The sequence below is a fragment of the Sphingomonas sp. CFBP 8760 genome (genome assembly GCF_014841615.1).
Lineage (GTDB): Bacteria > Pseudomonadota > Alphaproteobacteria > Sphingomonadales > Sphingomonadaceae > Sphingomonas.
Map to the genome: position 1 here is coordinate 442,195 of NZ_JACYUG010000001.1, position 20,751 is coordinate 462,945.

Genomic DNA, 20,751 nt, shown 5'->3' on the forward strand with positions numbered 1-20,751 from the left:
CGTCTCAATCGACGTCCTCCACCTCGGCCACCTCACCCGTCACCCGCTGCGACAGGGCCGCCGCCATGAAGGGGTCGAGATCGCCGTCCAGCACGTCGGACGGGCTGGTGGAGGTGACGCCGGTGCGCAGGTCCTTCACCAGCTGATAGGGCTGGAGAACGTAGGAGCGGATCTGGTGGCCCCAGCCGATATCGGTCTTGCTGGCATTCTCCGCGTTCGCCGCCTGTTCGCGGATCGCCAGTTCGCGTTCGTACAGGCGGGCGCGCAGCTGGTTGTACGCCTCCGCCTTGTTCTTGTGCTGCGACCGCTGGTTCTGGCACTGCACGACGATCCCGGTCGGGATATGAGTGATCCGCACCGCCGAATCGGTGGTGTTGATGTGCTGCCCGCCCGCGCCCGATGCGCGATAGGTATCGATGCGCAGGTCGCTTTCGTTGTATTCGACCTCGATATTGTCATCGACGACCGGGTAGACCCAGACGGACGCGAAGCTGGTGTGCCGCCGCGCCGCCGAATCATACGGGCTGATCCGCACCAGCCGGTGAACGCCCGATTCGGTCTTGGCATAGCCATAGGCGTTCTCGCCCTTCAGCAGCAGCGTGGCGGATTTGATCCCCGCCTGCTCGCCCGAATGGCTGTCGATCACCTCGACCTTCAGGCCGTGGCGTTCGCCCCAGCGCGAATACATCCGGCTGAGCATCCCGGCCCAGTCCTGCGATTCGGTGCCGCCGGCACCGGCATTGACCTCGATATAGGTGTCGTTGCCATCCGCCTCGCCGGCCAGCAGCGCCTTCACCTTGTCGCGGTCGGCACGCGCGGCCAGTTCGGCGAGGCTCCTGGCCCCTTCGTCCGCCAATTCGGTATCGCCCTCGGCATCGGCCAGTTCGATCAGTTCGACCGTGCCTTCCAGTTCCGATTCGATCGCGCGCGTCGCGGCGATCGCCTCGTCCAGGCGGCGACGCTCGCGCATCACCTCCTGTGCGGCCTTCGGATCGTTCCACAGCGCCTGGTCCTCGACGCGCGCGTTGAGTTCGTCCAGCCGGCGCAGCGCGCGGTCCCAATCGAGGAACCGGCGCAGCAGCGCGAGGGCATCGTTGATCGTATCGACATGAGCCTGCGCTTCGGCGCGCATGGTAATTCTCCAACGGATCGGGGACGATCCGATTATGTAGGGATGCGGCTAGTAGATTCCGCCTTCCCTTTGCAAGAAATCGCTGTCGCGGGGTGCCTGCGTCGCCGCGGCGACGGGGGCACCGGTCGTGGCGGCGCGGGTGCTGCGGCGGCTGGCGCGGCGTGGTTCGGTTTCCGCCTTGAACGCCTCCCAGATCACCGCCGCCTTCGGATCGGACGTATCGGGCCATGCACCGAACACCGGCCGGCCGCTGCGACGATCGATCCTGACCATCCGCATCCCCGGCGGCGCCCGGAACGGCAGCTTCTCCATCCCCTCATACGCCTTCGTCGCGAACTGCTTGAAGATCGGCGCGGCGACCGTGCCGCCCTCCGCCGCGCCCAGCTTGCGGGGATTGTCGTAGCCCATATAGAGCCCGGCGATGAACTGCGGCGTACCGCCGATGAACCAGACGTCGGTCGGCCCGGTCGTCGTGCCGGTCTTGCCGAACATCGGCCGGTCCAGATCGCGCAGCACGGTGGCGGTGCCGCGCTGGATCACGCCTTCGGTAATATGCACCATCTGATATGCGGTCTGCGCGTCGATCGCCTGGCGCATCCGGCTGGCGGGACGCGGCATCGCGCCGCCGTTCCAGTCGCGCGCGTTGCAGCCGTCGCAGGCGCGCCAGTTCTCCGGCCAGATCACCTTGCCATGGCGGTCCTGCACGAAATCGATCAGCGTCGGATCGTCGCCGCGCCCCCAGTTCGCCAGCATGGCATAGGCGTTGACCATCCGCGCCACCGTCGTCTCGCCCGCGCCCAGCGCGAACGAGAGATAGGGGGGATACGTCCCCACCCCCATCCGCTTCATCACGTCGACCACGCGCGGCATCCCGGTCTGCGCGGCGGTGCGCACCGTCATCAGGTTGCGCGACTGTTCGATCCCCCAGCGCATCGTCTGCGGCCCGGCGGCGCGCATGTTGGCGAAGTTGCGGAAGCATTTCTGGCCCAGCCGCGCACCCTGATAGACGCAGAACGGCCCGTCGACGATGATCGAGGCGGGCGTCATCCCGTTTTCCAGCGCGGCGGCATAGACGATCGGCTTGATCGTCGATCCCGGCTGGCGCATCGCCTGCGTCGCGCGGTTGAACGCCTGCAACCGGTCGTCGAACCCGCCCTGCATCGCGAGGATACGGCCGGTCGCCGGTTCCTCGACCACGAAGCCGCCCGAGATGCGCGGGATGGAACGCAGCGCCCAGTCGCCGCCCAGCGGGGCCACCGCGATGATATCCCCCGGCTTGATCGCGGCGAACGCGGCACCGGCGCTGCCCTGTCGCGGCAGTTGCGCGGCGCGGCGCGGCAGCGCGCCGGTGCGGCCATTGGCGAAGCCCAGCAGCCACGTATCGCCATCGCGCTCGATCACGATCGCGGCGCGCCAGTCGTTGTAGTCGAGCGCGATGTTGGTGTTGAGCAGCGCCTGCTGCCAGTCGTCGCCCGCGATCTCGACATGGCGCAACGGTCCGTTCCAGCTGCGTTGCCCGGCATAGCGGATCAACCCGTCCCGCAACGCCTGCGTCGCCAGCGCCTGCAGCCGCGTGTCGAGCGACGTGCGCACCCACAGGCCGCCCTGATAGACGCTGTTGGGACTGGCCTTCGCGGTCTCTCCGAACTTCGCGAGCAGATGCCGGCGCACCTCCTCCACGAAATAACCGCCCATCGCGACGAAGGTCGGCGTCCGGCGCAGCACCGTGCCCAGCGGTTCGGCCCGCGCCGCCGCCGCTTGCCGCGCACCGACGAAGCCGTTCCTCACCATCTCGCGCAGCACATAGTCGCGGCGTTCCAGCGCGCGTTCGGTATGGCGGATCGGATCGTAATTGGACGGCCCCTTGGGCAGGATCGCGAGATAGGCGATCTGCGCCAGCGTCAGGTCCTTCAGTTCCTTGTCGAAATAGGCATGGCTCGCCGCCTCCACCCCGAACGCGTTGCGGCCCAGCGCGATCTGGTTGAGGTACAGTTCGAGGATCTGCTCCTTGGTCAGCGTATCTTCGATCCGCCACGCCAAGATCGCCTCCCGCAACTTGCGGGTCGGTGAATATTCGTTGTCGATCAGCAGGTTCTTCACCACCTGCTGCGTGATCGTCGATCCGCCCTTGGCGCGGCGGCCGGTGCCGATCTTGGTCACGTAATCGATCACCGCGCCCGCCAGCCCCGGATAGTCGACGCCGTGATGCTCGAAGAAGGTGCGATCCTCCGCCGCCAGGAACGCGTTCACCAGCATCGGCGGATATTCGGCATAGGCCAGCTGCACGCGCCGCTCGCGCGCATAGGTACGGATCGGCACCCCGTCGCCACCCCGGACATTGGTGGGCAAGGGCGGCTCGTAGGTGCGCAGCTGATCGACCGAGGGCAGGTCGCGGATCACCAGCACCCACAGCAGCATCAGCCCGACGGCGGCCATGGCGACGATGCCGGCCAACCCCTTCACCCACCAGCGTCCCCACCAGCGCCGGATCATGCGACGCCACCCATCATCCGGGGGATCAGGGAACAGCAATGAAAGGGGAATACGCACGCCATGTCCGGCGACGCTATACCAGTTTGGCGGCGCCTAGCCAGCCGGCAGGGTCCCGTGCGACTACCACGACGACGACGACGACGACGACGACGACGGCAGGGCGTGGCCGGATCGGACGAGCTGGTGTCATAGGGATCGCATCGACCGCCGGGCCGGTCGTGCCGTGGATCGCCCGTGCCCTGTTCGGGGTGGTCGGCGTGATCGCCCTGTTCACGTTCCCGGCGGCGGCATCACGCTGAGGCACGCTGAACGCAATATCCTACCCCGCCCCCATCCGCCGCGCGAAATGCACCTCCACCGCCCGGCGGACACTCTCGGCGATCCGCTCGCGGCCCTTCGACGAATCGAGGAAGGCGGCATCCTGCGGGTTCGAGATATAGCCCGTCTCGAACAGGATCGAGGGCATGTCGGGCGCCTTCAGGACCATCAGCGACGCCATGCGGTGGAAGCCCGGCTTCATCGGCACGAGGTCCCTGGCTTCCCGCCCCAGCAGCCGGGCGAAGTCGGCGGAATTGTTCATCGTCTCGCGCCGGGTCAGGTCGATCAGGATCGATGACACGTCGTCGCCCGCCTCGCCCAGATTGACGCCGGCGATCACATCCGCCTTGTTCTCGCGCGTCGCCAGCCGTGCCGCTTCCCGGTCGGAGGCGACATCGGAGAGGGTGTAGACCGAGGCGCCGGTCGCCGCCGCCTGGCCGACGCTGTCGCAATGGATCGAGATGAACAGGTCGGCCTTCAGGCGGCGGGCGATGCCGTACCGCTCGCGCAGCACCAGATACTTGTCGCTGTCGCGGGTCAGGGCCACCCGCACCCGGCCACCATCGAGCAGTTCGTCGCGGATCGCGCGGGCGATGCGCAGCGTCACGTCCTTTTCGCGCAGATGGCTGACCGGGTTGATCGCGCCGGGATCGACGCCGCCATGCCCGGCATCGATCACCACCAGCGGCCGCCGGTCGCCGCCGCGCACGCGTGGCAGCGGCGGCCCCTTCTTGGGCGGCGGCACCGGGATCGAGACCTTGTAGGGCGAGCGCCGGGTGAAGCGGAGCGACAGTGGCAGGAAGTCGAGCGGCCCCGCCGCGCTGACCTGCGCGAACCGGGCGGCGTCGACGGGTTGCAGCGACAGCACCAGTTCGCGCCCCTCCGCATCCAGCCCGCCATCGGCGACCACCGCGGGGCTGCGCAGGTCGAACACGAAGCGCGCGCCGCCGGGTATCCGCTGCCGCCGGATCGCCCGGACCGGACCGTCGGCCGGAACCGCCGGGACGCCGGCCCCCGACGCATCACCCAGCCCGGTGCCGCGCACATCGACCGCGATCCGGCGGGGCGATTCCATCAGCGTCGCCTGGGCGGAACTGGCCTGTCCGTCGAAATGGATCGCGATCCGCGTCGCCTCGACCGCGACCTCCATGAACGCCCACGCACCGGCCGGCAGCGATGCGAACAGCATCAGGAGCGCGAGGACGAGCGACATCCGCCATCCATGCCGTGTGCGGCCCCTCCCCGTCCAGCCCGGACCGGAGGCGCCGAGTGGCCGGGCATGACCCGCCGTTCGTCCCGTCGCGTTCATCACGATCGCCTTCCGCACCCCTCCACCGTCCGTCTGTATATCCCGCATAGCAGAGCGGTTTGGCGAAATCGCGCTTGCCGGGGCCTTAACGTCGATCACAGCCGTTGCGACGAACCGCCGGCGATGCTAGCCAGTGTCGGCACCCGTGCGTCGCCTGCGTTCATCGTTCGCCGCCGCCGGGCCGCTTGCCCGCCATCTGGCGGGCCAATCCAGGTTGACGCTCGCATGACGTATTCTCTCCCGCTGCTGCACCGCCAGGCCTTGGCCGGCGGTGCCGCGGGCGTGGGGAAGCCGCAGGGCCAGACGCCCCGGCACGGCATGCGCGCAGACGCGATTTTCCATGAACCCGGCACCCCGGCCCGATCGCGGCCGGCCGCCATTTATCATCGCGCGCGAGGGCTGCTTCGCAGGAACCGCCCGACGCGCGCGCGGAGACCATTCAATGACCACGCGTATGCTGATCGACGCACGCCACCGGGAAGAAACCCGGGTCGCCGTCGTCCATGGTAACCGGATCGAGGAGTTCGACTTCGAATCCGCCGAGCGCAAGCAGCTCAAGGGCAATATCTACCTTGCCAAGGTAACCCGCGTCGAACCGTCGCTGCAGGCGGCGTTCGTCGAATATGGCGGCAATCGCCACGGCTTCCTCGCCTTTTCGGAAATCCACCCGGATTACTACCAGATCCCCAAGGAGGATCGCGAGGCGTTGCTGGCCGAAGAGGCCGCGCATGCCGCCGAGGAAGCCGCGCTGCGCGCCGAGCAGGACGACGACGATCATGACGACGAGGAAGGCGACTTCGACGGCGAGCATGACGACGACGATACCGATCACGAGCATGACGGCGAGGATGCCCCGCCGCGTCCGCGCAAGGGCGGCGCCAATGACGATCAGGTCGAGGCACTGCGCCAGCGCCGCCAGAACTTGCGTCGCCGCTACAAGATCCAGGACGTCATCCGCCGCCGTCAGGTGTTGCTGGTGCAGGTCGTCAAGGAGGAGCGCGGCAACAAGGGCGCGGCGCTGACGACGTACCTGTCGCTGGCGGGCCGTTACTGCGTGCTGATGCCCAACACGTCGCATGGCGGCGGCATCAGCCGCAAGATCAGCAACGCGGCGGATCGCAAGCGCCTGAAGACGATCATGGCCGATCTGGCGCTGCCGCAGTCGATGGGCTGCATCGTCCGCACCGCGGGCCTTCAGCGCACCAAGGTCGAGATCAAGCGCGACTTCGACTATCTCGCCCGCCTGTGGGACGAGATCCGCGAGAAGACGCTGACCTCCGCCGCGCCGGCGCTCGTCTATGGCGACAGCGACCTGATGAAGCGCGCGATCCGCGACATCTACAACAAGGACATCGACGAGGTCGTGGTCGAGGGCGAGGAAGGCTATCGCCAGGCCAAGGACTTCATGCGCCTGCTGATGCCCGGCCACGCCAAGAAGGTGAAGCAATATGCCGATCCGGTGCCGCTGTTCCAGCGCGCGCATGTCGAGGATCAGCTGGCGGCGATGTACAACCCCGTCGTCCAGCTGAAATCGGGCGGCTATCTGGTCATCAACCCGACCGAGGCACTGGTGTCGATCGACATCAACTCGGGCCGGTCGACCCGCGAACACAATATCGAACAGACCGCGACCGCGACCAACCTGGAAGCCGCGCAGGAAATCGCGCGCCAGTTGCGCCTGCGCGACATGGCCGGCCTCGTCGTGATCGACTTCATCGACATGGATCACTCGTCCAACGTCCGTAAGGTCGAGAAGGCGATGAAGGAGGCGTTGAAGAACGATCGCGCCCGCATCCAGGTGGGCCGCATCTCGTCGTTCGGGCTGATGGAGATGAGCCGCCAGCGCCTGCGCACCGGCGTGCTGGAGGCATCGACCCGCGCCTGCCCGCATTGCGAGGGCACCGGCCTGGTCCGCACCGCCTCGTCCGCCGGCCTGTCCGCACTGCGCCTGCTGGAGGAGGAGGCCGCGCGGGGCCGCGGTTCGCTGCTGACGCTGCGCGCGTCGCAGGAGGCGACGATCTACGTCCTCAACCGCAAGCGCGCGGACATCGCCGAGGTCGAGGATCGCTACGGCGTGACGATCGAGGTCATTCCCGATCGCGAGGAAGAGGGCGCGCGCATGTCGGTGGAGGCCAGCGGCCCGCCGCCCGCCTATGCGCCCAAGATCGACGAACTGGTCCTCGAAGAGGAGGAGGACGATTACGTCGAGGAGCCCGAGATCGAGGAGGAAGAGGAGATCGAGGAGGAGGCCGCCCAGCCCGCTCCCCGTGCGCCGCGTCCGCCGCGTGAGGCACGGGCCGACGACGAGGGCGAGGGCCGCGGCAAGCGCCGCCGTCGCCGCCGTGGTCGTCGCGGTCGTCCGCTGACCGACGGTGAGCAGGCCGAAGGAGAGACGGCCGAGAGCGAGATGGCCGAGGGCGAGGATCACGAGGACGAAGCCGGCGACGAGATCGTTGCCGTCGACGCCGACGAGATCGATGCGGGCGACGACGATGTGGTCGAGACGCCGCAGGCCGAGGTGAGTGACGAGCAGGCCGAAGGCGAAGGCGGACGCCGCCGCCGTGGTCGCCGTGGTCGTCGTGGCGGCCGTCGTGGCGATGCCCCGCTGAACGGTGAGGATGCGGCGGTCACGGTCGAGGAAGCCGCCGATGCGGGCGACTCCGGCCCCGTCACCGATCCACTGGCGCTGCCCGTGCCGGAGCCGGTCGCCGTGGCGGTCCAGCCCGACGCGACGATCGTCGCGGCAGAGCCGGTCGCCGAGGCGGCACCGGTCGAGGTCGACGCGGTCGAGGCGGCGCCCGCCCCGAAGACCCGCCGTCGCCCGCGCGCGCGTCCGGCCGCACCGGTTGCCGACACCCCGCCAGTCGAGGCACCGGCGCCGGTCGAAGCAGCGGAAGAGCCTGCGCCGAAGCCGAAGCGCACCCGTCGCAAGGCGGTGGCGAGCGAGGCGGCCGAGGTCGCGCCCGTGCCCGTGCCGGAAGCCCCGGTCGCGGAGCCTGCGCCCAAGCCGAAGCGCGCCCGCCGCAAGCCGGCCGCCGACGCGGTCGCGGAGGCACCGGCGGCGGTAGCACCGCCGGCCCCCGCCCCGGCGCCCGAGGCTTCGGACGTGGCGGAAGCGGCGGACGGAGCATCGACCGGCGACGACACCGAGCAGGCCGGCGGCACGCCGCGCCGCGGCTGGTGGCAGCGGACCTTCGGGGCCTGATGCACGTCGGCGGGGCGACGTCAGCCGTGGTTCACACCGACCACGCGATGACGGCGCCCCGCCATCCTGCCCCCTGCGGAGCCGTCATGCCCCATTGCCGCCGCCCGCTTCGATCACCTCGCAACGTCCCCCGGCCGCGGGCTGATGACACCATGCCCTTCTCCTCGATCGGCTGCGCGACCATATGACGCCCCGCATGACCCGTAGCCGCCTCGCCGCCCTGTTGATCGGCGCGCTCGTCTGGGCGCAACCCGCCACCGCGCAATCGATCCTGCGCGATGCCGAGACGGAGGCGATGTTCGCGGACATGTCCGCCGGGGTCGTCAAGGCGGCCGGGCTCAACCCCCGCGACATGAAGGTCGTGCTGGTCAACGACGATTCGATCAACGCGTTCGTCGTCGGCGGGCAGGTCGTCTACATCCATTCCGGCCTGATCCAGGCGGCGGACAATGCCGGCGAGGTGCAGGGCGTGATCGCGCACGAGGTCGGGCACATCGCCGATGGCCATGTCATCTCGGGGGAGGCGGCGCAGAAGCCGGCGATGGCGATGACAATCCTGTCGATGGTGCTGGGGCTGGGCGCGATGGCGACCGGCGCGGGCATGGCGGGCGCGGGCATCATGGGGCTGGGCCAGAGCGCGGCGATGGGCAATTACCTCGCCTTCAACCGCACGCAGGAGGCGACCGCCGACGCCTCGGCGATCCGCTATCTCGCCACCGCCGGCCTGTCGGGGCGCGGGATGCTCACCTTCTTCCGCAAGCTGCAGAAGCAGGAGATGCGCTATCGCGGCCAGATCGACCCGTTCATGCAAAGCCATCCGCTGTCGGGGGAGCGTATCGCCCACCTGACCGGCGACGTGGAGGCATCGCCTTCCTACAACGCGAAGCCCGATCCCGCGCTGGAAGAACGTTTCGCCCGCGTGAAGGCGAAGCTGGCCGGATATGTGCTGCCCGCCGAACAGACATTGCGCCAATATCCGCTGGCCGATCGCTCGCTGCCGGCGCATTATGCCCGCGCCTATGCCTATCACAAGGCCGGATACCCCGACAAAGCCGATGCCGAGGCGGAGGCGCTGGTCGCGGCCAGACCCGACGACCCGTATTTCCAGGAGATCAAGGGCCAGATCCTGCTGGAGGCGGGTCGCCCGCGCGAGGCGCTGGTGCCGCTGCGCTTGGCGACCGAGGGATCACGGCAGAACCCGCTGATCGCCACCACCTTCGGCCATGCGCTGATCGCGACCGAGGACAAGGCGAACGTGCCCGAGGCGATCCGCGTGCTGCGCGTCGCCACGCAGCGCGACGACGACAATCCCTGGGCGTGGATGCAGCTGGGCACCGCCTACGAACTGACCGGGGACGAACCGCGCGCCGCGCTCGCCACCGCCGAACGGGCCAGCATGACCGGCGATCCCCGCACCGCCGTGGTCGCCGCGAAGTTCGCGATGGCCGGCATTCCCGCCAACACGCCGGACTGGATCCGGGCACAGGATATCGCCATGACCTCCGGAGACGCCGCCGCCGCCGACAAGAAGCGCCGCAAGCGATGAACCGCTGGCTCTATCCCCTGATGGCGCTGGCCGGCGGGCTGGTCGGCGCTGGCGCGGTCGCCGCGCTGGATCGTCCCGGTGACGAGGTGCGCGACTATCTGCTCGCCCATCCCGAAGTGATCCCGGAGGCGATGCAGAAACTGCAGGAGCGCGAGGCGGGCCGATCGGTGTCCGCCAACCGCACCGCGATCACCACCCCGTTCGGCAGCGCCTATGCCGGCAATCCCCGGGGCGACGTGACGCTGGTCGAATATTACGACTATAATTGCGGCTACTGTCGCGCCAGCCTGCCCGCGATCCGCCAGTTGATTGCCGAGGACCCCAAGCTGCGCGTCATCTTCCGCGAACTGCCGATCCTCGCCGAATCGAGCCGCAGCGCGGCACGGATCAGTCTGGTCGCGGCGGCGCAGGGCCGGTTCAACGCCTTCCACGACGCGCTTTATGCCGGTGGCCGGGTCAGCGATGCCAGCATCGCCGCCGCCGCGAAGACGGCGGGCGTCGATGTGGGCAAGCTCGCCGCGCTGGCGCCCCGGGTCGATGCGGAGATCGCGCGCAACATGGAAACCGCCGCGCGCCTCGGTGTCACCGGTACGCCAAGCTGGGTGATCGGCGACCGCGTATTGTCGGGCGCGTTGCCGGTCGAGGAACTGAAGCGGGCGATCGCGGCGACGCGGGCCGGCCGATGACCGACCCGATCCTGTCGATCGCGGGGGTATCCAAGACCTATGCCGCCCGCGGCAATGCCGCCGCCGTCACCGCGCTGCACAGCGTCGATCTCGATATCCGGCGCGGCGAGATCTTCGCGCTGCTGGGGCCGAACGGCGCGGGCAAGACGACGCTGATCTCCATCGTCTGCGGTATCGTCGTCCCCTCCACCGGCACGATCACCGTCGACGGGCTGAATGCGATCGCCGACTATCGACAGGCGCGCCGCCGCATCGGCCTGGTGCCGCAGGAACTGTCGACCGACGCGTTCGAAAGCGTGCTGGCCACCGTCACCTTCTCGCGCCGGTTGTTCGGGCGCTCGGCCAACCCCGCCTATATCGAGCAGTTGCTGCGCGACCTGTCGCTGTGGGACAAGCGCCATGCCAAGATCATGGAGCTGTCCGGCGGCATGAAGCGCCGCGTGCTGATCGCCAAGGCGTTGAGCCACGAACCCGATATCCTGTTCCTCGACGAGCCGTCCGCCGGGGTCGACGTGGCCCTGCGCCGCGATATGTGGGTGATGGTGCGATCCCTGCGCGACCGCGGCGTCACGATCATCCTGACCACGCATTACATCGAGGAGGCCGAGGAGATGGCCGACCGCGTCGGCGTGATCGCGGGCGGCAAACTGTTGCTGGTCGACGACAAGGCGGCGCTGATGACCAAGCTGGGCAAACGCACGCTCGACCTGACGCTGGCCGAACCGCTGGCGACGGTGCCTGCGGCGCTGGCCGCGTGGGCACCGACGCTGGAGCATGACGGGCATACGCTCCGCTACGTCTTCGACGTGACCGGAGAGAGCACCGGCATCCCGTCGTTCCTGCGCGCGGTGGCCGACGCCGGCATCCAGTTCCGCGATCTGGATACGGCGAAATCCAGCCTTGAGGACATCTTCGTCGATCTGGTGGGGGAAAAGGCATGACGATCCGCGGCTATTCTCCGCTACCTGTCGGCCTGCCCCTCCCCGGCGAAGGCCGGGGTCCAGTCGGGCGAACGGTGGTAATGACGGACTCCGGTCTTCCCGACCGGGCCCCGGTCTCCGCCGGGGTAGAAAACACGATCACATCGGGAACGGCCGGCGCATGAACCTTCATGGTATCTGGGCGATCTACCGGTTCGAGATGGCCCGGTTCGGGCGGACGATCTGGACCAGCCTGATGGTCCCGGTCATCACCACCTCGCTGTATTTCATCGTCTTCGGCTCGGCGATCGGATCGCAGATGCAGGAGGTGTCGGGCGTGCCGTATGGGGCGTTCATCGTGCCGGGGCTGATGCTGCTCGCGATCTTCTCCGAAAGCATCCTCAACGCCTCGCTCGGCATCTACATGCCCAAATTCACCGGCACGATCTACGAACTCCTGTCCGCGCCGCTGTCGCCGCTGGAAACCGTGCTGGGCTATGTCGGTGCCGCCACGACCAAATCGGTGGTGATCGGCCTCGTCATCTTCGCCACCGCGCATCTGTTCGTCGACCTGCCGGTCGCGCATCCGGTGGCGATGATCGCCTATCTGGTGCTGGTCGCCGCCGCCTTCTGCCTGTTCGGCTTCGCGATCGGCATCTGGGCGAAGGGGTTCGAGCAATTGCAGGTCGTGCCGTTGCTGGTCGTCACCCCCCTCACCTTCCTTGGCGGGGCCTTCTATTCGGTCACGATCCTGCCGGAGCCGTGGCGGACGGTGACGCTGTTCAACCCGGTCGTCTATCTGATCGACGGGTTCCGCTGGACCTTTTTCGGCACCAGCGACGTGGGCGTCGGGCCGAGCCTGGCGGTCACGGTGGCGTTCCTGCTGCTGTGCCTCGGCGCGATCACGCTGATCTTCCGGACCGGCTGGCGGCTGAAGAACTGAGCGCCGGCCACACCACCAGCCCGTTCAGGTCGATCAGTATGTGCAAAGCGATCACCAGCCACAGCGCGCCGCTGACCAGATAAACCGCGGTCATCACCCCGCCGAACGATGTGCTGGCGATCATGCCGCGCCAGCCCTGATAGCGGTGCATCGCCCCGAACAGGATCAGTGCCAGCACGAACCCCGCCATCGCGCTGCCGGTAACGATCGCGACCAGCAGTGGCAGCAGCAGGCGGAAGAATGGTTCTTCCGTGGTGCCCGCGACGATCGCCACCGCGGCGCCCCAGGGCAGTTCGGCACGCGATCGCGGCATCAAGGAGCCGGGCCGCCCGATCGGTCGCCCGCCCCGTTTCGCCCGCCATGCCGCCGCCGCCAGCCCGATCAGCGTGCCTGCCAGCGCCCCGACGATGACATCGCCCGCCGCCATATCCGGCAACCGTTGCCGGGCGGCAGCGAACTCGACCGGCAACCGCCACAACGCATCCAGTCGCCCGAGCAGCGCCAGCGCCACCAGCGTCGGCAGCGCGAACGCCATGCCGGCCCGCCGCATCCATGCCCGGTACCGACCGGCCCGCGTCGCGGCCGGGATACGCGGCCGCGGGAACCAGAACGCCGCCGCCAGCACACCCGTCAACAACAGGGACGCGAGCAGCGACGCCGGCATCAGCCCAGCCGGTGTTCGCCCTTCACCCAGCGCACCGTGCCCGACGACGCCCGCATCACGACGCTCTCGGTCGTCATGATCTTGCCCTTGCGCTTCACGCCGGCCAGCAGCGATCCGTCGGTGACGCCGGTCGCGGCGAAGATGCAGTCGCCCTTGGCGAGGTCGGTCAGGTCGTATTGACGGTTCAGGTCGGTGACGCCCCACTTGGCGGCACGGCCGCGCTCGTCGTCGTTGCGGAACAGCAGCCGGCCCTTGAACTGGCCGCCGACGCAGCGCAGCGCCGCGCAGGCCAGCACGCCCTCCGGCGCGCCGCCCGATCCCATGTACACGTCGATCGTCGTATCCGGATTGGTCGTCGCGATCACGCCCGCCACGTCGCCATCGCCGATCAGCATCACGCCGCAGCCCAGTTCGCGCAGTTCGGCGATCATCGCCTCATGCCGGGGCCGGTCGAGCACGCAGACGATGATGTCGCGCGGGGACACGCCCTTGGCTTCCGCCACCGCGCGCACGTTCTCGCTGGGCGAGCGATCGAGGTCGATGATACCCTCGGGATAGCCGGGGCCGACCGCGATCTTGTCCATATATACGTCGGGGGCGTTCAGCAGACCGCCCTTTTCCGCGATCGCCAGCACCGCCAGACTGTTGGGACCGGCGGTCGCGCAGATCGTGGTGCCCTCCAGCGGATCGAGCGCGATATCGATGGCGGGGCCGGTACCGGTACCGACCTTCTCGCCGATGAACAGCATCGGCGCCTCGTCGCGCTCGCCCTCGCCGATCACGACGGTGCCGTCCATGTCGAGTTCGTTGAGCGCGGCGCGCATCGCCTCCACCGCGGCGGCATCCGCCGCCTTTTCGTCACCGCGCCCGACCATCGGCAGGCAGGCGATCGCCGCCGCTTCGGTGACGCGCACCATTTCGAGGACGAGGACACGATCGAGGACGGAGCTGGCAGTCGCGGTCATGGTATCTCCCTCGGCACCCGGCCGATGCGTTGAACACGTTAAACAATGCGATACGCCGGCCGGCCGGTGGGGGCAAGGCCAAGCCGCCCTGCCCCGGGCCACCCCTGCGATCAGTCCCGCAGCAATTCGTTGATGCTGGTCTTCGACCGGGTCTGCGCGTCGACCCGCTTCACGATCACCGCGCAATACAAAGCCGGCTTGTCGCCGCCGCCGCCAATCGTGCCGGGGACGACCACCGCATAGGGCGGCACCTCGCCACGGAACGTCTCGCCGGTCGCGCGGTCGATGATCTTGGTCGAGGCGCCAAGGTACACGCCCATCGACAGCACCGCCCCCTCGCCCACGCGCACGCCCTCGGCCACTTCGGCCCGCGCGCCGATGAAGGCGCCGTCGCCGATGATGACGGGATCGGCCTGCAACGGCTCCAGCACGCCGCCGATGCCCGCGCCGCCCGAGACATGGACGCCCTTGCCGATCTGCGCACAGCTGCCGACCGTCGCCCAGGCATCGATCATCGACCCCTCGCCGACATAGGCACCGATGTTGACGAAGCTGGGCAGCAGTACCGCGCCCTTGCCCACGAACGCGCCGCGACGGACGATGCTGCCCGGCACCGCGCGGAAGCCGGCGGTGCGGAACGCTGCCTCGTCCCAGCCGGCAAACTTGGAGGGTACCTTGTCGAACCAGTGGGCGCTCCCCGGTCCCTCCATCACGACATTGTCGTTGAGGCGGAACGACAGCAGCACCGCCTTCTTCAGCCACTGGTTGACCCGCCAGCCGCCCTGCCCGTCCGGCTCGGCCACGCGCGCCTCGCCCCGGTCGAGCAGGGTCAGCGCCTGCTCCACGGCATGGCGAACGTCGCCACCGGTGGAAAAGCCCAGACTGGCGCGATCGTCCCAGGCGGCGTCGATGATGGCGGACAGGTCGGTCATGGGGTCTCCAGGATGGATTCGAGCCACGGCGTCAGCGCGTGGAGGTGGAAATCGATGAAGCTGCGATCCTCTTCCGGCCCCTGTTCCGATCCGTTGTCGATCCAGACGGTGGTCATGCCGATCGCCTTGGCCGGTTTCAGGTTGCGGGCCATGTCCTCGACGAACAGGCTGGCATGCGGATCGATATCCAGCGCGGCGCACAGCCCGGCATAGGCGGATGCCTGCGGCTTGGGGCGCAGGTCCATTGCGACGATGTCGTGGATCGCCTCGAAACTGCCGCCCAGCCCCAACCGGTCGAGCACTTTCAATGCATAGGGCTTGTCGCCATTGGTGAAGACCAGCTTGCGCCCCGGCAGTCGCGCCAGCGCGGCGGCGAGGGGCGCATCCTCCTCCAGCACGTCCATCTCGATATCATGGACATAAGCGAGGAAGGCGTGCGGATCGATGTCGTGTTCCGCCATCAGCCCGGCCAGCGTGGTGCCATGACCGTGGAAATACGCCTTCTGGATACGCCGCGCCTCCACCGGATCGGCGCCGGTCAGATCGGCGATGAACGCGGTCATCCGCCGGTCGATATGCGCGAACAGATCAGCACTGGCCGGATACAGCGTGTTGTCGAGATCGAAGATCCAGTTGCGGACATGGGAGAGGCGCGCGATCATCGCGTCGGCCTGTAGGCAGGTGCGGCGGCAGCGGCAAGGCGGGGGTTGATGCGCGATGCCGGACCCATGCCTACGGTTTTGCAACATTTCGGTGCCATGACCGCGATATGACCAGGACGGAACGATCACAGGGGGGGCATGGCAACGTGGATCGATCGTCATCGGAACCCCGCGTCCATCATGCCGGGACGGGGAAGGCCGCAAGGCGCGGCGCGGGCACCCTGACGCTCGCGATGCTGCTCGCCGGCTGTGGCGGCGGCGGCAGCGGGGTCGGCAGCACGCCGGCACCGCCCAGCGCGGAGATTCCGACGCCCACCGCGACGCCCGCACCCACCCTCCCCGCCACGCCGACGCCCGCCCCGACGCCTAGTGCCACGAACTACGACACCACCGAATATCGCGCGACCGTGGGTGCGGTATCGATGAACGCACTGGCCGCCTATAGCCGCGGCGCGACCGGTGCGGGGGTATCGATCGGCATCATCGACAGCGGCATCGACCTGCAAGGCGAGGAGTTTTCCGGCCGCCTGTCCAGCGCCTCCGCCGATGTCGCGGGCAATACCGGGTTCGACGACGAGGACGGCCACGGTACCGCCGTCGCCTTCACCGCCGCCGGCCGCCGCAACGGCGCCGGCACGCACGGGGTCGCGTTCGAGGCGACCGTCGTCGCGCTCCGTGCCGATCGCCCCGGCACTTGCGCGACCGCGGTCGAGGGGGACGACAGCACCGGCTGCAAGTTCGGATCGGACGCGATCGCACGCGGCGTCGATGCGGCGCGGGCAGCCGGGGCGAAGGTCATCAACATGTCGCTGGGCGGCACCAACATGCCCGCGTCGCTCCAGAACGCGATCGCCCGCGCCACGGCGGCGGGGATCGTGATCGTCATCTCCGCCGGCAATGACGGCACCGAGAATCCCGATGCCTTCACCGAGGTCGCCAACAACGCGGCGATCGCACGCGGGCAGGTCATCGTCGCCGGATCGATCGGCAGCGGCGACGCGATCTCGTCGTTCAGCGACCGCGCCGGCACGGGCGCCGCGCATTACCTGACCGCGGTGGGGGAACGGGTACGGGCACCCGACGAGACGGGCAGCGTGTTCCTGTGGTCGGGCACCTCCTTCGCCGCGCCGCAGATCGCGGGCGCGGTGGCCTTGCTGGCGCAGGCATTTCCCAACCTGTCCGGCGCACAGATCGTCCAGATCCTCTATGCCAGCGCGCGCGACGTCGGCGCCGGCGGCGTCGACCCCGTCTATGGCAACGGCGTGCTGGACCTGAGCCGCGCGTTCCAGCCGCTGGGCACCAGCAATGTCGCGGGCAGCACGGCGGCGGTATCGATGGCGGTCAACGCGACGCTGTCCGCCCCGATGGGCGATGCGCGCCAGGGCGGGCTGGGCGCGGTGATCCTCGACGGCTACGACCGCGCCTTCGCGATCGATCTGGCGCAGACGATCGATCGCGCCGCCCCGCCCCGCGCGCTGCTCGGCGCGCTGCAGTTCCGCGGGCGCCAGGTGGCCGCCGCGATCGGCGGCACCAGCGTGTCGATGACGCTCGCCCCCCGGATCGGCGGCAGCATCGCGGTGGAGCCGACCCGGCTGACCGGGCGGGAGGCCGGCATGGCCCGCGCGATCGCCGGGACGGTGACGCAGGCGCTGGGGTCGACCCTGTCGTTCGGATTCGGCATCGCGCAAGGCGCGGGCACGCTGACCGCGCAACTCGCCGGGCGACGCGAACCCGCCTTCCTGGTCGCGACGACGCCCGGTTTCGGCATCGACGGCACCGCGCGCGCCAGCGGTGCGATCCGCCAGGAATTCGGGTCCTTCGGCCTCACCGCCGCGGTGGAGAGCGGGCGGATGGCGACGCGCCGCCCTGATGGGGCACCCGGCACCGATCCCTATCTTCGCGGCGGCTTCGACCGGGCGGCGCTGTCGCTCGACCGGCGCTGGGGGCCGTTGTCGCTGCATCTGACCGGATCGCGGCTGGACGAGCGCGACACCCTGCTCGGCGCGCGGTTCGGCACCGGTCTGGGCGCGACGCGCGCGACGACCTGGTTCGCCGATGTCGATGCGCGGGTGGAGGCGGGCGACGGCTGGACGCTGGGCGGGTCGCTGCGCCGGGGCTGGAGCGAGGCGCGCGTCCGCCACGGCATCGACGGCACCGGTCAGGTCCGCACCGCCGCCTTCGCCGCCGATCTGGGCAAGGACGGCGTGTTCGGTGACGACAGCATCGGCCTGCGCATCGCGCAGCCGCTGCGCGTCACAACGGGCGGGATCGATTTCCGCCTGCCGACGCTGTGGGACTATGCCACCACCAGCGTCGCGACTTGGTCGACGCAGCGCCTGAACCTCGCCCCCGACGGCCGCGAGGTCGATGTGGAGGCCCGCTATGCCCGGCCGTTCGGCCCCGGTACGATCCAGACCAACGTCTTCTGGCGCCGCGACCCCGGCAACATCGCCGCCCTCCCCGCGGATTACGGAATGGCGGTGCGCTACGGCTTCGGGTTCTGATCGGGTACCGGACAAAGTTTTGCTTGGCCGGTGACGGGAAAATCATCGAAGCCGTCGCCGTGGCGATCGTGACGGATTACCCCATATAGACGTGATGACCCAGCTCTCGTTCCTCGATCTCGTCCCCGTCGTCGAAGGCGGCACCGTGCGTGAGGCGCTCGACCGCAGTGCCGATCTCGCCGCCCACGCCGAAAGCCTGGGCTTCGGCCGGTTCTGGGTGGCGGAGCATCACGGCATGACCGGCATCGCCTCCGCCGCGACCGCCGTCGTGATCGCGCACATCGCCGCCGCGACGCGGACGATCCGCGTCGGGGCGGGCGGGATCATGCTGCCCAACCACGCGCCGCTGGTGATCGCCGAACAGTTCGGCACGCTTGACGCGCTGCATCCCGGCCGTATCGACCTGGGACTGGGCCGGGCACCGGGATCGGACCAGCGGGTCGCGCGGGCGATGCGGCGGACGCTGACCAGCGACGCCAACGCCTTCCCGCAGGACGTGCTGGAACTGCAAAGCTATTTCGCGGATGACGGCCAGACCGGCATCTCCGCGACCCCCGGCGCGGGCGCAAAGCCGGAATTGTGGATATTGGGGTCCAGCCTGTTCGGGGCGCAGGTCGCCGCCGCGTTCGGCCTTCCCTATGCCTTCGCGTCGCACTTCGCGCCCGACGCGCTTGATCAGGCGCTGGCGGTGTACCGCCGCGATTTCCGCCCCTCCGCGCAACTCGGCAAGCCCTATGCGATGGCGGGGTTCAACGTCTTCGCCGCCGACACCGCGGCGGAGGCCGAACTGCTCGCCTCGTCGCTGCAACAGTCGTTCATCGCCTTGCGCACCGGCGACCCGCGCCAGTTGCCGCCGCCGGTCGCGGGGTATCGCGCATCGCTGGGGGCGCAGGGTGCCGCCATGCTCGATTCGGTGCTGTCCTGCTCGTCGATCGGCACCCGCGACACGGTGGCGAACGATCTGGCCGCGTTCGTGCGCCGCACCGGCGTCGACGAGGTGATGGTGACCAGCGCGATCTACGACCATGCCGCCCGCAAGCGCAGCCTGATGATCACGGCAGAGGCGGTGCGCGAGGTCGCCGCCGCCGCGTAGAGGCCGTTCCTATCCGGCCACCGGCAGGCGCAACCGCACCAGCAACCCGCCCAGATCCTCGCTTTCCTCCAGCGTGACGGTGCCTTCGTAGATTTCCGCCACGTCGCGCACGATCGCGAGGCCGAGTCCCGTGCCCGGCTTGCCGGTGTCGAGGCGAACGCCGCGATCGAAGATACGGATACGGTCTTCCTCGGGGATGCCGGTGCCGTCGTCCTCCACCAGTAGCTCGACGAACCCCGCCTCCGCCGCCACCGTCACGAACACGCTGCCGCCGCCATATTTCGCGGCGTTCTCGATCAGGTTGCCGAGCATTTCGTCCAGGTCCTGCCGCTCGACATGTACCGCCACGTCCTTGCGCCCCGCCACGTCGATGCGGACGTGGCGATAGAGGCGGGCGACCGCGCGCTCGACCGATTCGACGCTGGGCCACACCTCCGCCCGGCTGTGCGCGGAACCGCGCCGGCCGACCGCGCGGGCGCGGGCGAGGTGATGGTCGACCTGCCGCCGCATCGTCCGCGCCTCGCGCACCACCGTCTCGGCCAGATCGTCGGCATGGGCGGTGGCGGCGTTCATGATGACGGTCAGCGGCGTCTTCAGCGCATGGGCGAGGTTGCCGGCATGGCGCCGCGCCTCCTCCGCCTGCCGCTCGTTATGCTCGATCAGCGCGTTCAGTTCCTCGACCATCGGCTGCACTTCCAGCGGCATCGCCTCCGACACGCGCGACGACTGCCCGGCACGCATCCGGGCGATCTCCGCCCGCACCCGCCGCAGCGGCCACAGGCCGTAGAAGGTCTGGAGCGCGACCAGCGCCAACAAGCCAAGGGCCAACAGCGCGAACGACCGCACCAGCGTCCGCCGCAGGATGGTGATCTGCGAATCCAGCCCTTCCCGGCTCTGCGCTACCTGAAACCGCCAGCTGACCGGCGAGCCGGGCAGTCGCACATCACGTTCGACGACACGCAGTTTCTCCAGCCCGAACTGCGGGCTGTCATAGCTGTGGACGCTGCGGTCGGTGTGCGGGACGCCGTAAGCCAGCCGCCGGTCCCACAGCGACCGCGACGGGAACGGCTCGCGCCCCGGTGCCGAAACCTGCCAGTACAGTCCGGAACCGGGCTCCAGGAACCGCTGGTCCGCCGCCTCGCGCGTGAACATCACCTCGCCATCGGGATCGATCTCGGCGGACACGATCAGCGCGGTCATGACATATTCGAGCTGGTCGTCGAAATTCTGCGTCACGGCCGAGGCCAGCACCCGGTCGAGCGCAAAGCCGCCGCCCGCCAGCAGCACGGTGATCCACACCGCCGCGATCAGGATCATCCGCCGCGACAGCGACCCCGTCGCGCGGGGTCGCGGCGACCGGGGTTCGGGCTCGGTCATGG

General features: G+C 69.2%; 16 protein-coding genes. 8 read left to right on the forward strand and 8 right to left on the reverse strand.

The genetic code is table 11. The features are described from left to right. Positions 1–4: 4 nt before the first annotated feature. Both prfB and IFT82_RS02100 read right to left on the reverse strand, forming a co-directional pair. A complete protein-coding gene (prfB, locus tag IFT82_RS02095) occupies positions 5–1,132 on the reverse strand; it encodes a peptide chain release factor 2 (RefSeq protein WP_192123919.1) in 1,128 nt (375 codons plus the stop codon). A 48-nt stretch (positions 1,133–1,180) separates the two neighbouring features. Continuing rightward, positions 1,181–3,625, reverse strand: coding sequence for a penicillin-binding protein 1A (locus IFT82_RS02100; RefSeq protein ID WP_192123927.1), 2,445 nt, complete (start codon positions 3,623–3,625; stop codon positions 1,181–1,183). A gap of 38 nt (positions 3,626–3,663) precedes the next feature. Here IFT82_RS02100 and IFT82_RS02105 point away from each other — a divergent pair, with 38 nt between their 5' ends. Next, positions 3,664–3,924 (forward strand): hypothetical protein, encoded by a 261-nt coding sequence (locus tag IFT82_RS02105; RefSeq protein ID WP_192123929.1) that lies wholly within the window; start codon positions 3,664–3,666, stop codon positions 3,922–3,924. 20 nt (positions 3,925–3,944) lie between these two features. Here IFT82_RS02105 and IFT82_RS02110 read toward each other — a convergent pair whose 3' ends face one another. Next, complete coding sequence (locus IFT82_RS02110; protein ID WP_192123931.1) at positions 3,945–5,156, reverse strand: N-acetylmuramoyl-L-alanine amidase family protein; 1,212 nt, start codon at positions 5,154–5,156, stop codon at positions 3,945–3,947. A gap of 550 nt (positions 5,157–5,706) precedes the next feature. Between IFT82_RS02110 and IFT82_RS02115 the strand changes: the two genes are divergently transcribed. The 5 genes from IFT82_RS02115 (at position 5,707) to IFT82_RS02135 (ending at position 12,552) form a co-directional block, all read left to right on the forward strand. Then, a complete protein-coding gene (locus IFT82_RS02115; protein WP_192124319.1) occupies positions 5,707–8,457 on the forward strand; it encodes an Rne/Rng family ribonuclease in 2,751 nt (916 codons plus the stop codon). Positions 8,458–8,653: 196 nt separating this feature from the next. After that, positions 8,654–10,003: a M48 family metalloprotease gene (locus tag IFT82_RS02120; RefSeq protein ID WP_192123933.1), complete on the forward strand. Its 1,350-nt coding sequence runs from the start codon at positions 8,654–8,656 to the stop codon at positions 10,001–10,003. Beyond that, positions 10,000–10,689: a DsbA family protein gene (locus IFT82_RS02125; protein WP_192123940.1), complete on the forward strand. Its 690-nt coding sequence runs from the start codon at positions 10,000–10,002 to the stop codon at positions 10,687–10,689. Before IFT82_RS02120 ends, IFT82_RS02125 begins: the two co-directional genes overlap by 4 nt. After that, on the forward strand, positions 10,686–11,630 hold the full coding sequence (locus tag IFT82_RS02130) for an ABC transporter ATP-binding protein (RefSeq protein ID WP_192123942.1): 945 nt from the start codon (positions 10,686–10,688) through the stop codon (positions 11,628–11,630). The genes IFT82_RS02125 and IFT82_RS02130 overlap by 4 nt, the downstream gene beginning before the upstream one ends. Positions 11,631–11,790: 160 nt before the next feature. Beyond that, a complete protein-coding gene (locus IFT82_RS02135; protein WP_192123944.1) occupies positions 11,791–12,552 on the forward strand; it encodes an ABC transporter permease in 762 nt (253 codons plus the stop codon). On the opposite strand, the gene IFT82_RS02140 is transcribed toward IFT82_RS02135, so the two are convergent. The 4 genes from IFT82_RS02140 to IFT82_RS02155 form a co-directional block, all read right to left on the reverse strand. Next, positions 12,512–13,216 carry a CPBP family intramembrane glutamic endopeptidase gene (locus IFT82_RS02140; protein WP_192123946.1) on the reverse strand — a complete coding sequence of 235 codons (705 nt, stop codon included), beginning with the start codon at positions 13,214–13,216 and terminating at the stop codon, positions 12,512–12,514. The genes IFT82_RS02135 and IFT82_RS02140 overlap by 41 nt on opposite strands. Then, positions 13,216–14,181: a class II fructose-bisphosphatase gene (gene glpX / locus IFT82_RS02145; protein WP_192123948.1), complete on the reverse strand. Its 966-nt coding sequence runs from the start codon at positions 14,179–14,181 to the stop codon at positions 13,216–13,218. The genes IFT82_RS02140 and glpX overlap by 1 nt, the downstream gene beginning before the upstream one ends. A gap of 110 nt (positions 14,182–14,291) precedes the next feature. Continuing rightward, positions 14,292–15,113 carry a 2,3,4,5-tetrahydropyridine-2,6-dicarboxylate N-succinyltransferase gene (gene dapD, locus IFT82_RS02150; RefSeq protein WP_192123950.1) on the reverse strand — a complete coding sequence of 274 codons (822 nt, stop codon included), beginning with the start codon at positions 15,111–15,113 and terminating at the stop codon, positions 14,292–14,294. Continuing rightward, on the reverse strand, positions 15,110–15,775 hold the full coding sequence (locus IFT82_RS02155; RefSeq protein WP_192123952.1) for a pyrimidine 5'-nucleotidase: 666 nt from the start codon (positions 15,773–15,775) through the stop codon (positions 15,110–15,112). The genes dapD and IFT82_RS02155 overlap by 4 nt, the downstream gene beginning before the upstream one ends. Positions 15,776–15,921: 146 nt before the next feature. Here IFT82_RS02155 and IFT82_RS02160 point away from each other — a divergent pair, with 146 nt between their 5' ends. Continuing rightward, positions 15,922–18,279 (forward strand): S8 family peptidase, encoded by a 2,358-nt coding sequence (locus IFT82_RS02160; protein WP_342355016.1) that lies wholly within the window; start codon positions 15,922–15,924, stop codon positions 18,277–18,279. A 94-nt stretch (positions 18,280–18,373) separates the two neighbouring features. Further along, on the forward strand, positions 18,374–19,372 hold the full coding sequence (locus IFT82_RS02165; protein WP_192124323.1) for an LLM class flavin-dependent oxidoreductase: 999 nt from the start codon (positions 18,374–18,376) through the stop codon (positions 19,370–19,372). 9 nt (positions 19,373–19,381) lie between these two features. On the opposite strand, the gene IFT82_RS02170 is transcribed toward IFT82_RS02165, so the two are convergent. Further along, positions 19,382–20,749: a sensor histidine kinase gene (locus IFT82_RS02170; protein ID WP_192123955.1), complete on the reverse strand. Its 1,368-nt coding sequence runs from the start codon at positions 20,747–20,749 to the stop codon at positions 19,382–19,384. Positions 20,750–20,751: the final 2 nt, after the last annotated feature.

Excerpts from the sequence above, each read along its gene's own strand:
- IFT82_RS02125 (WP_192123940.1), top strand. The coding sequence starts at position 10,000 with ATGAACCGCTGGCTCTATCCCCTGATGGCGCTGGCCGGCGGGCTGGTC.
- IFT82_RS02100 (WP_192123927.1), bottom strand. The coding sequence starts at position 3,625 with ATGATCCGGCGCTGGTGGGGACGCTGGTGGGTGAAGGGGTTGGCCGGC.
- prfB (WP_192123919.1), bottom strand. The coding sequence starts at position 1,132 with ATGCGCGCCGAAGCGCAGGCTCATGTCGATACGATCAACGATGCCCTC.
- IFT82_RS02140 (WP_192123946.1), bottom strand. The coding sequence starts at position 13,216 with ATGCCGGCGTCGCTGCTCGCGTCCCTGTTGTTGACGGGTGTGCTGGCG.
- glpX (WP_192123948.1), bottom strand. The coding sequence starts at position 14,181 with ATGACCGCGACTGCCAGCTCCGTCCTCGATCGTGTCCTCGTCCTCGAA.
- IFT82_RS02120 (WP_192123933.1), top strand. The coding sequence starts at position 8,654 with ATGACCCGTAGCCGCCTCGCCGCCCTGTTGATCGGCGCGCTCGTCTGG.
- IFT82_RS02165 (WP_192124323.1), top strand. The coding sequence starts at position 18,374 with ATGACCCAGCTCTCGTTCCTCGATCTCGTCCCCGTCGTCGAAGGCGGC.
- IFT82_RS02170 (WP_192123955.1), bottom strand. The coding sequence starts at position 20,749 with ATGACCGAGCCCGAACCCCGGTCGCCGCGACCCCGCGCGACGGGGTCG.
- IFT82_RS02110 (WP_192123931.1), bottom strand. The coding sequence starts at position 5,156 with ATGTCGCTCGTCCTCGCGCTCCTGATGCTGTTCGCATCGCTGCCGGCC.
- IFT82_RS02130 (WP_192123942.1), top strand. The coding sequence starts at position 10,686 with ATGACCGACCCGATCCTGTCGATCGCGGGGGTATCCAAGACCTATGCC.
- IFT82_RS02105 (WP_192123929.1), top strand. The coding sequence starts at position 3,664 with ATGAAAGGGGAATACGCACGCCATGTCCGGCGACGCTATACCAGTTTG.
- IFT82_RS02135 (WP_192123944.1), top strand. The coding sequence starts at position 11,791 with ATGAACCTTCATGGTATCTGGGCGATCTACCGGTTCGAGATGGCCCGG.
- IFT82_RS02155 (WP_192123952.1), bottom strand. The coding sequence starts at position 15,775 with ATGATCGCGCGCCTCTCCCATGTCCGCAACTGGATCTTCGATCTCGAC.
- IFT82_RS02115 (WP_192124319.1), top strand. The coding sequence starts at position 5,707 with ATGCTGATCGACGCACGCCACCGGGAAGAAACCCGGGTCGCCGTCGTC.
- dapD (WP_192123950.1), bottom strand. The coding sequence starts at position 15,113 with ATGACCGACCTGTCCGCCATCATCGACGCCGCCTGGGACGATCGCGCC.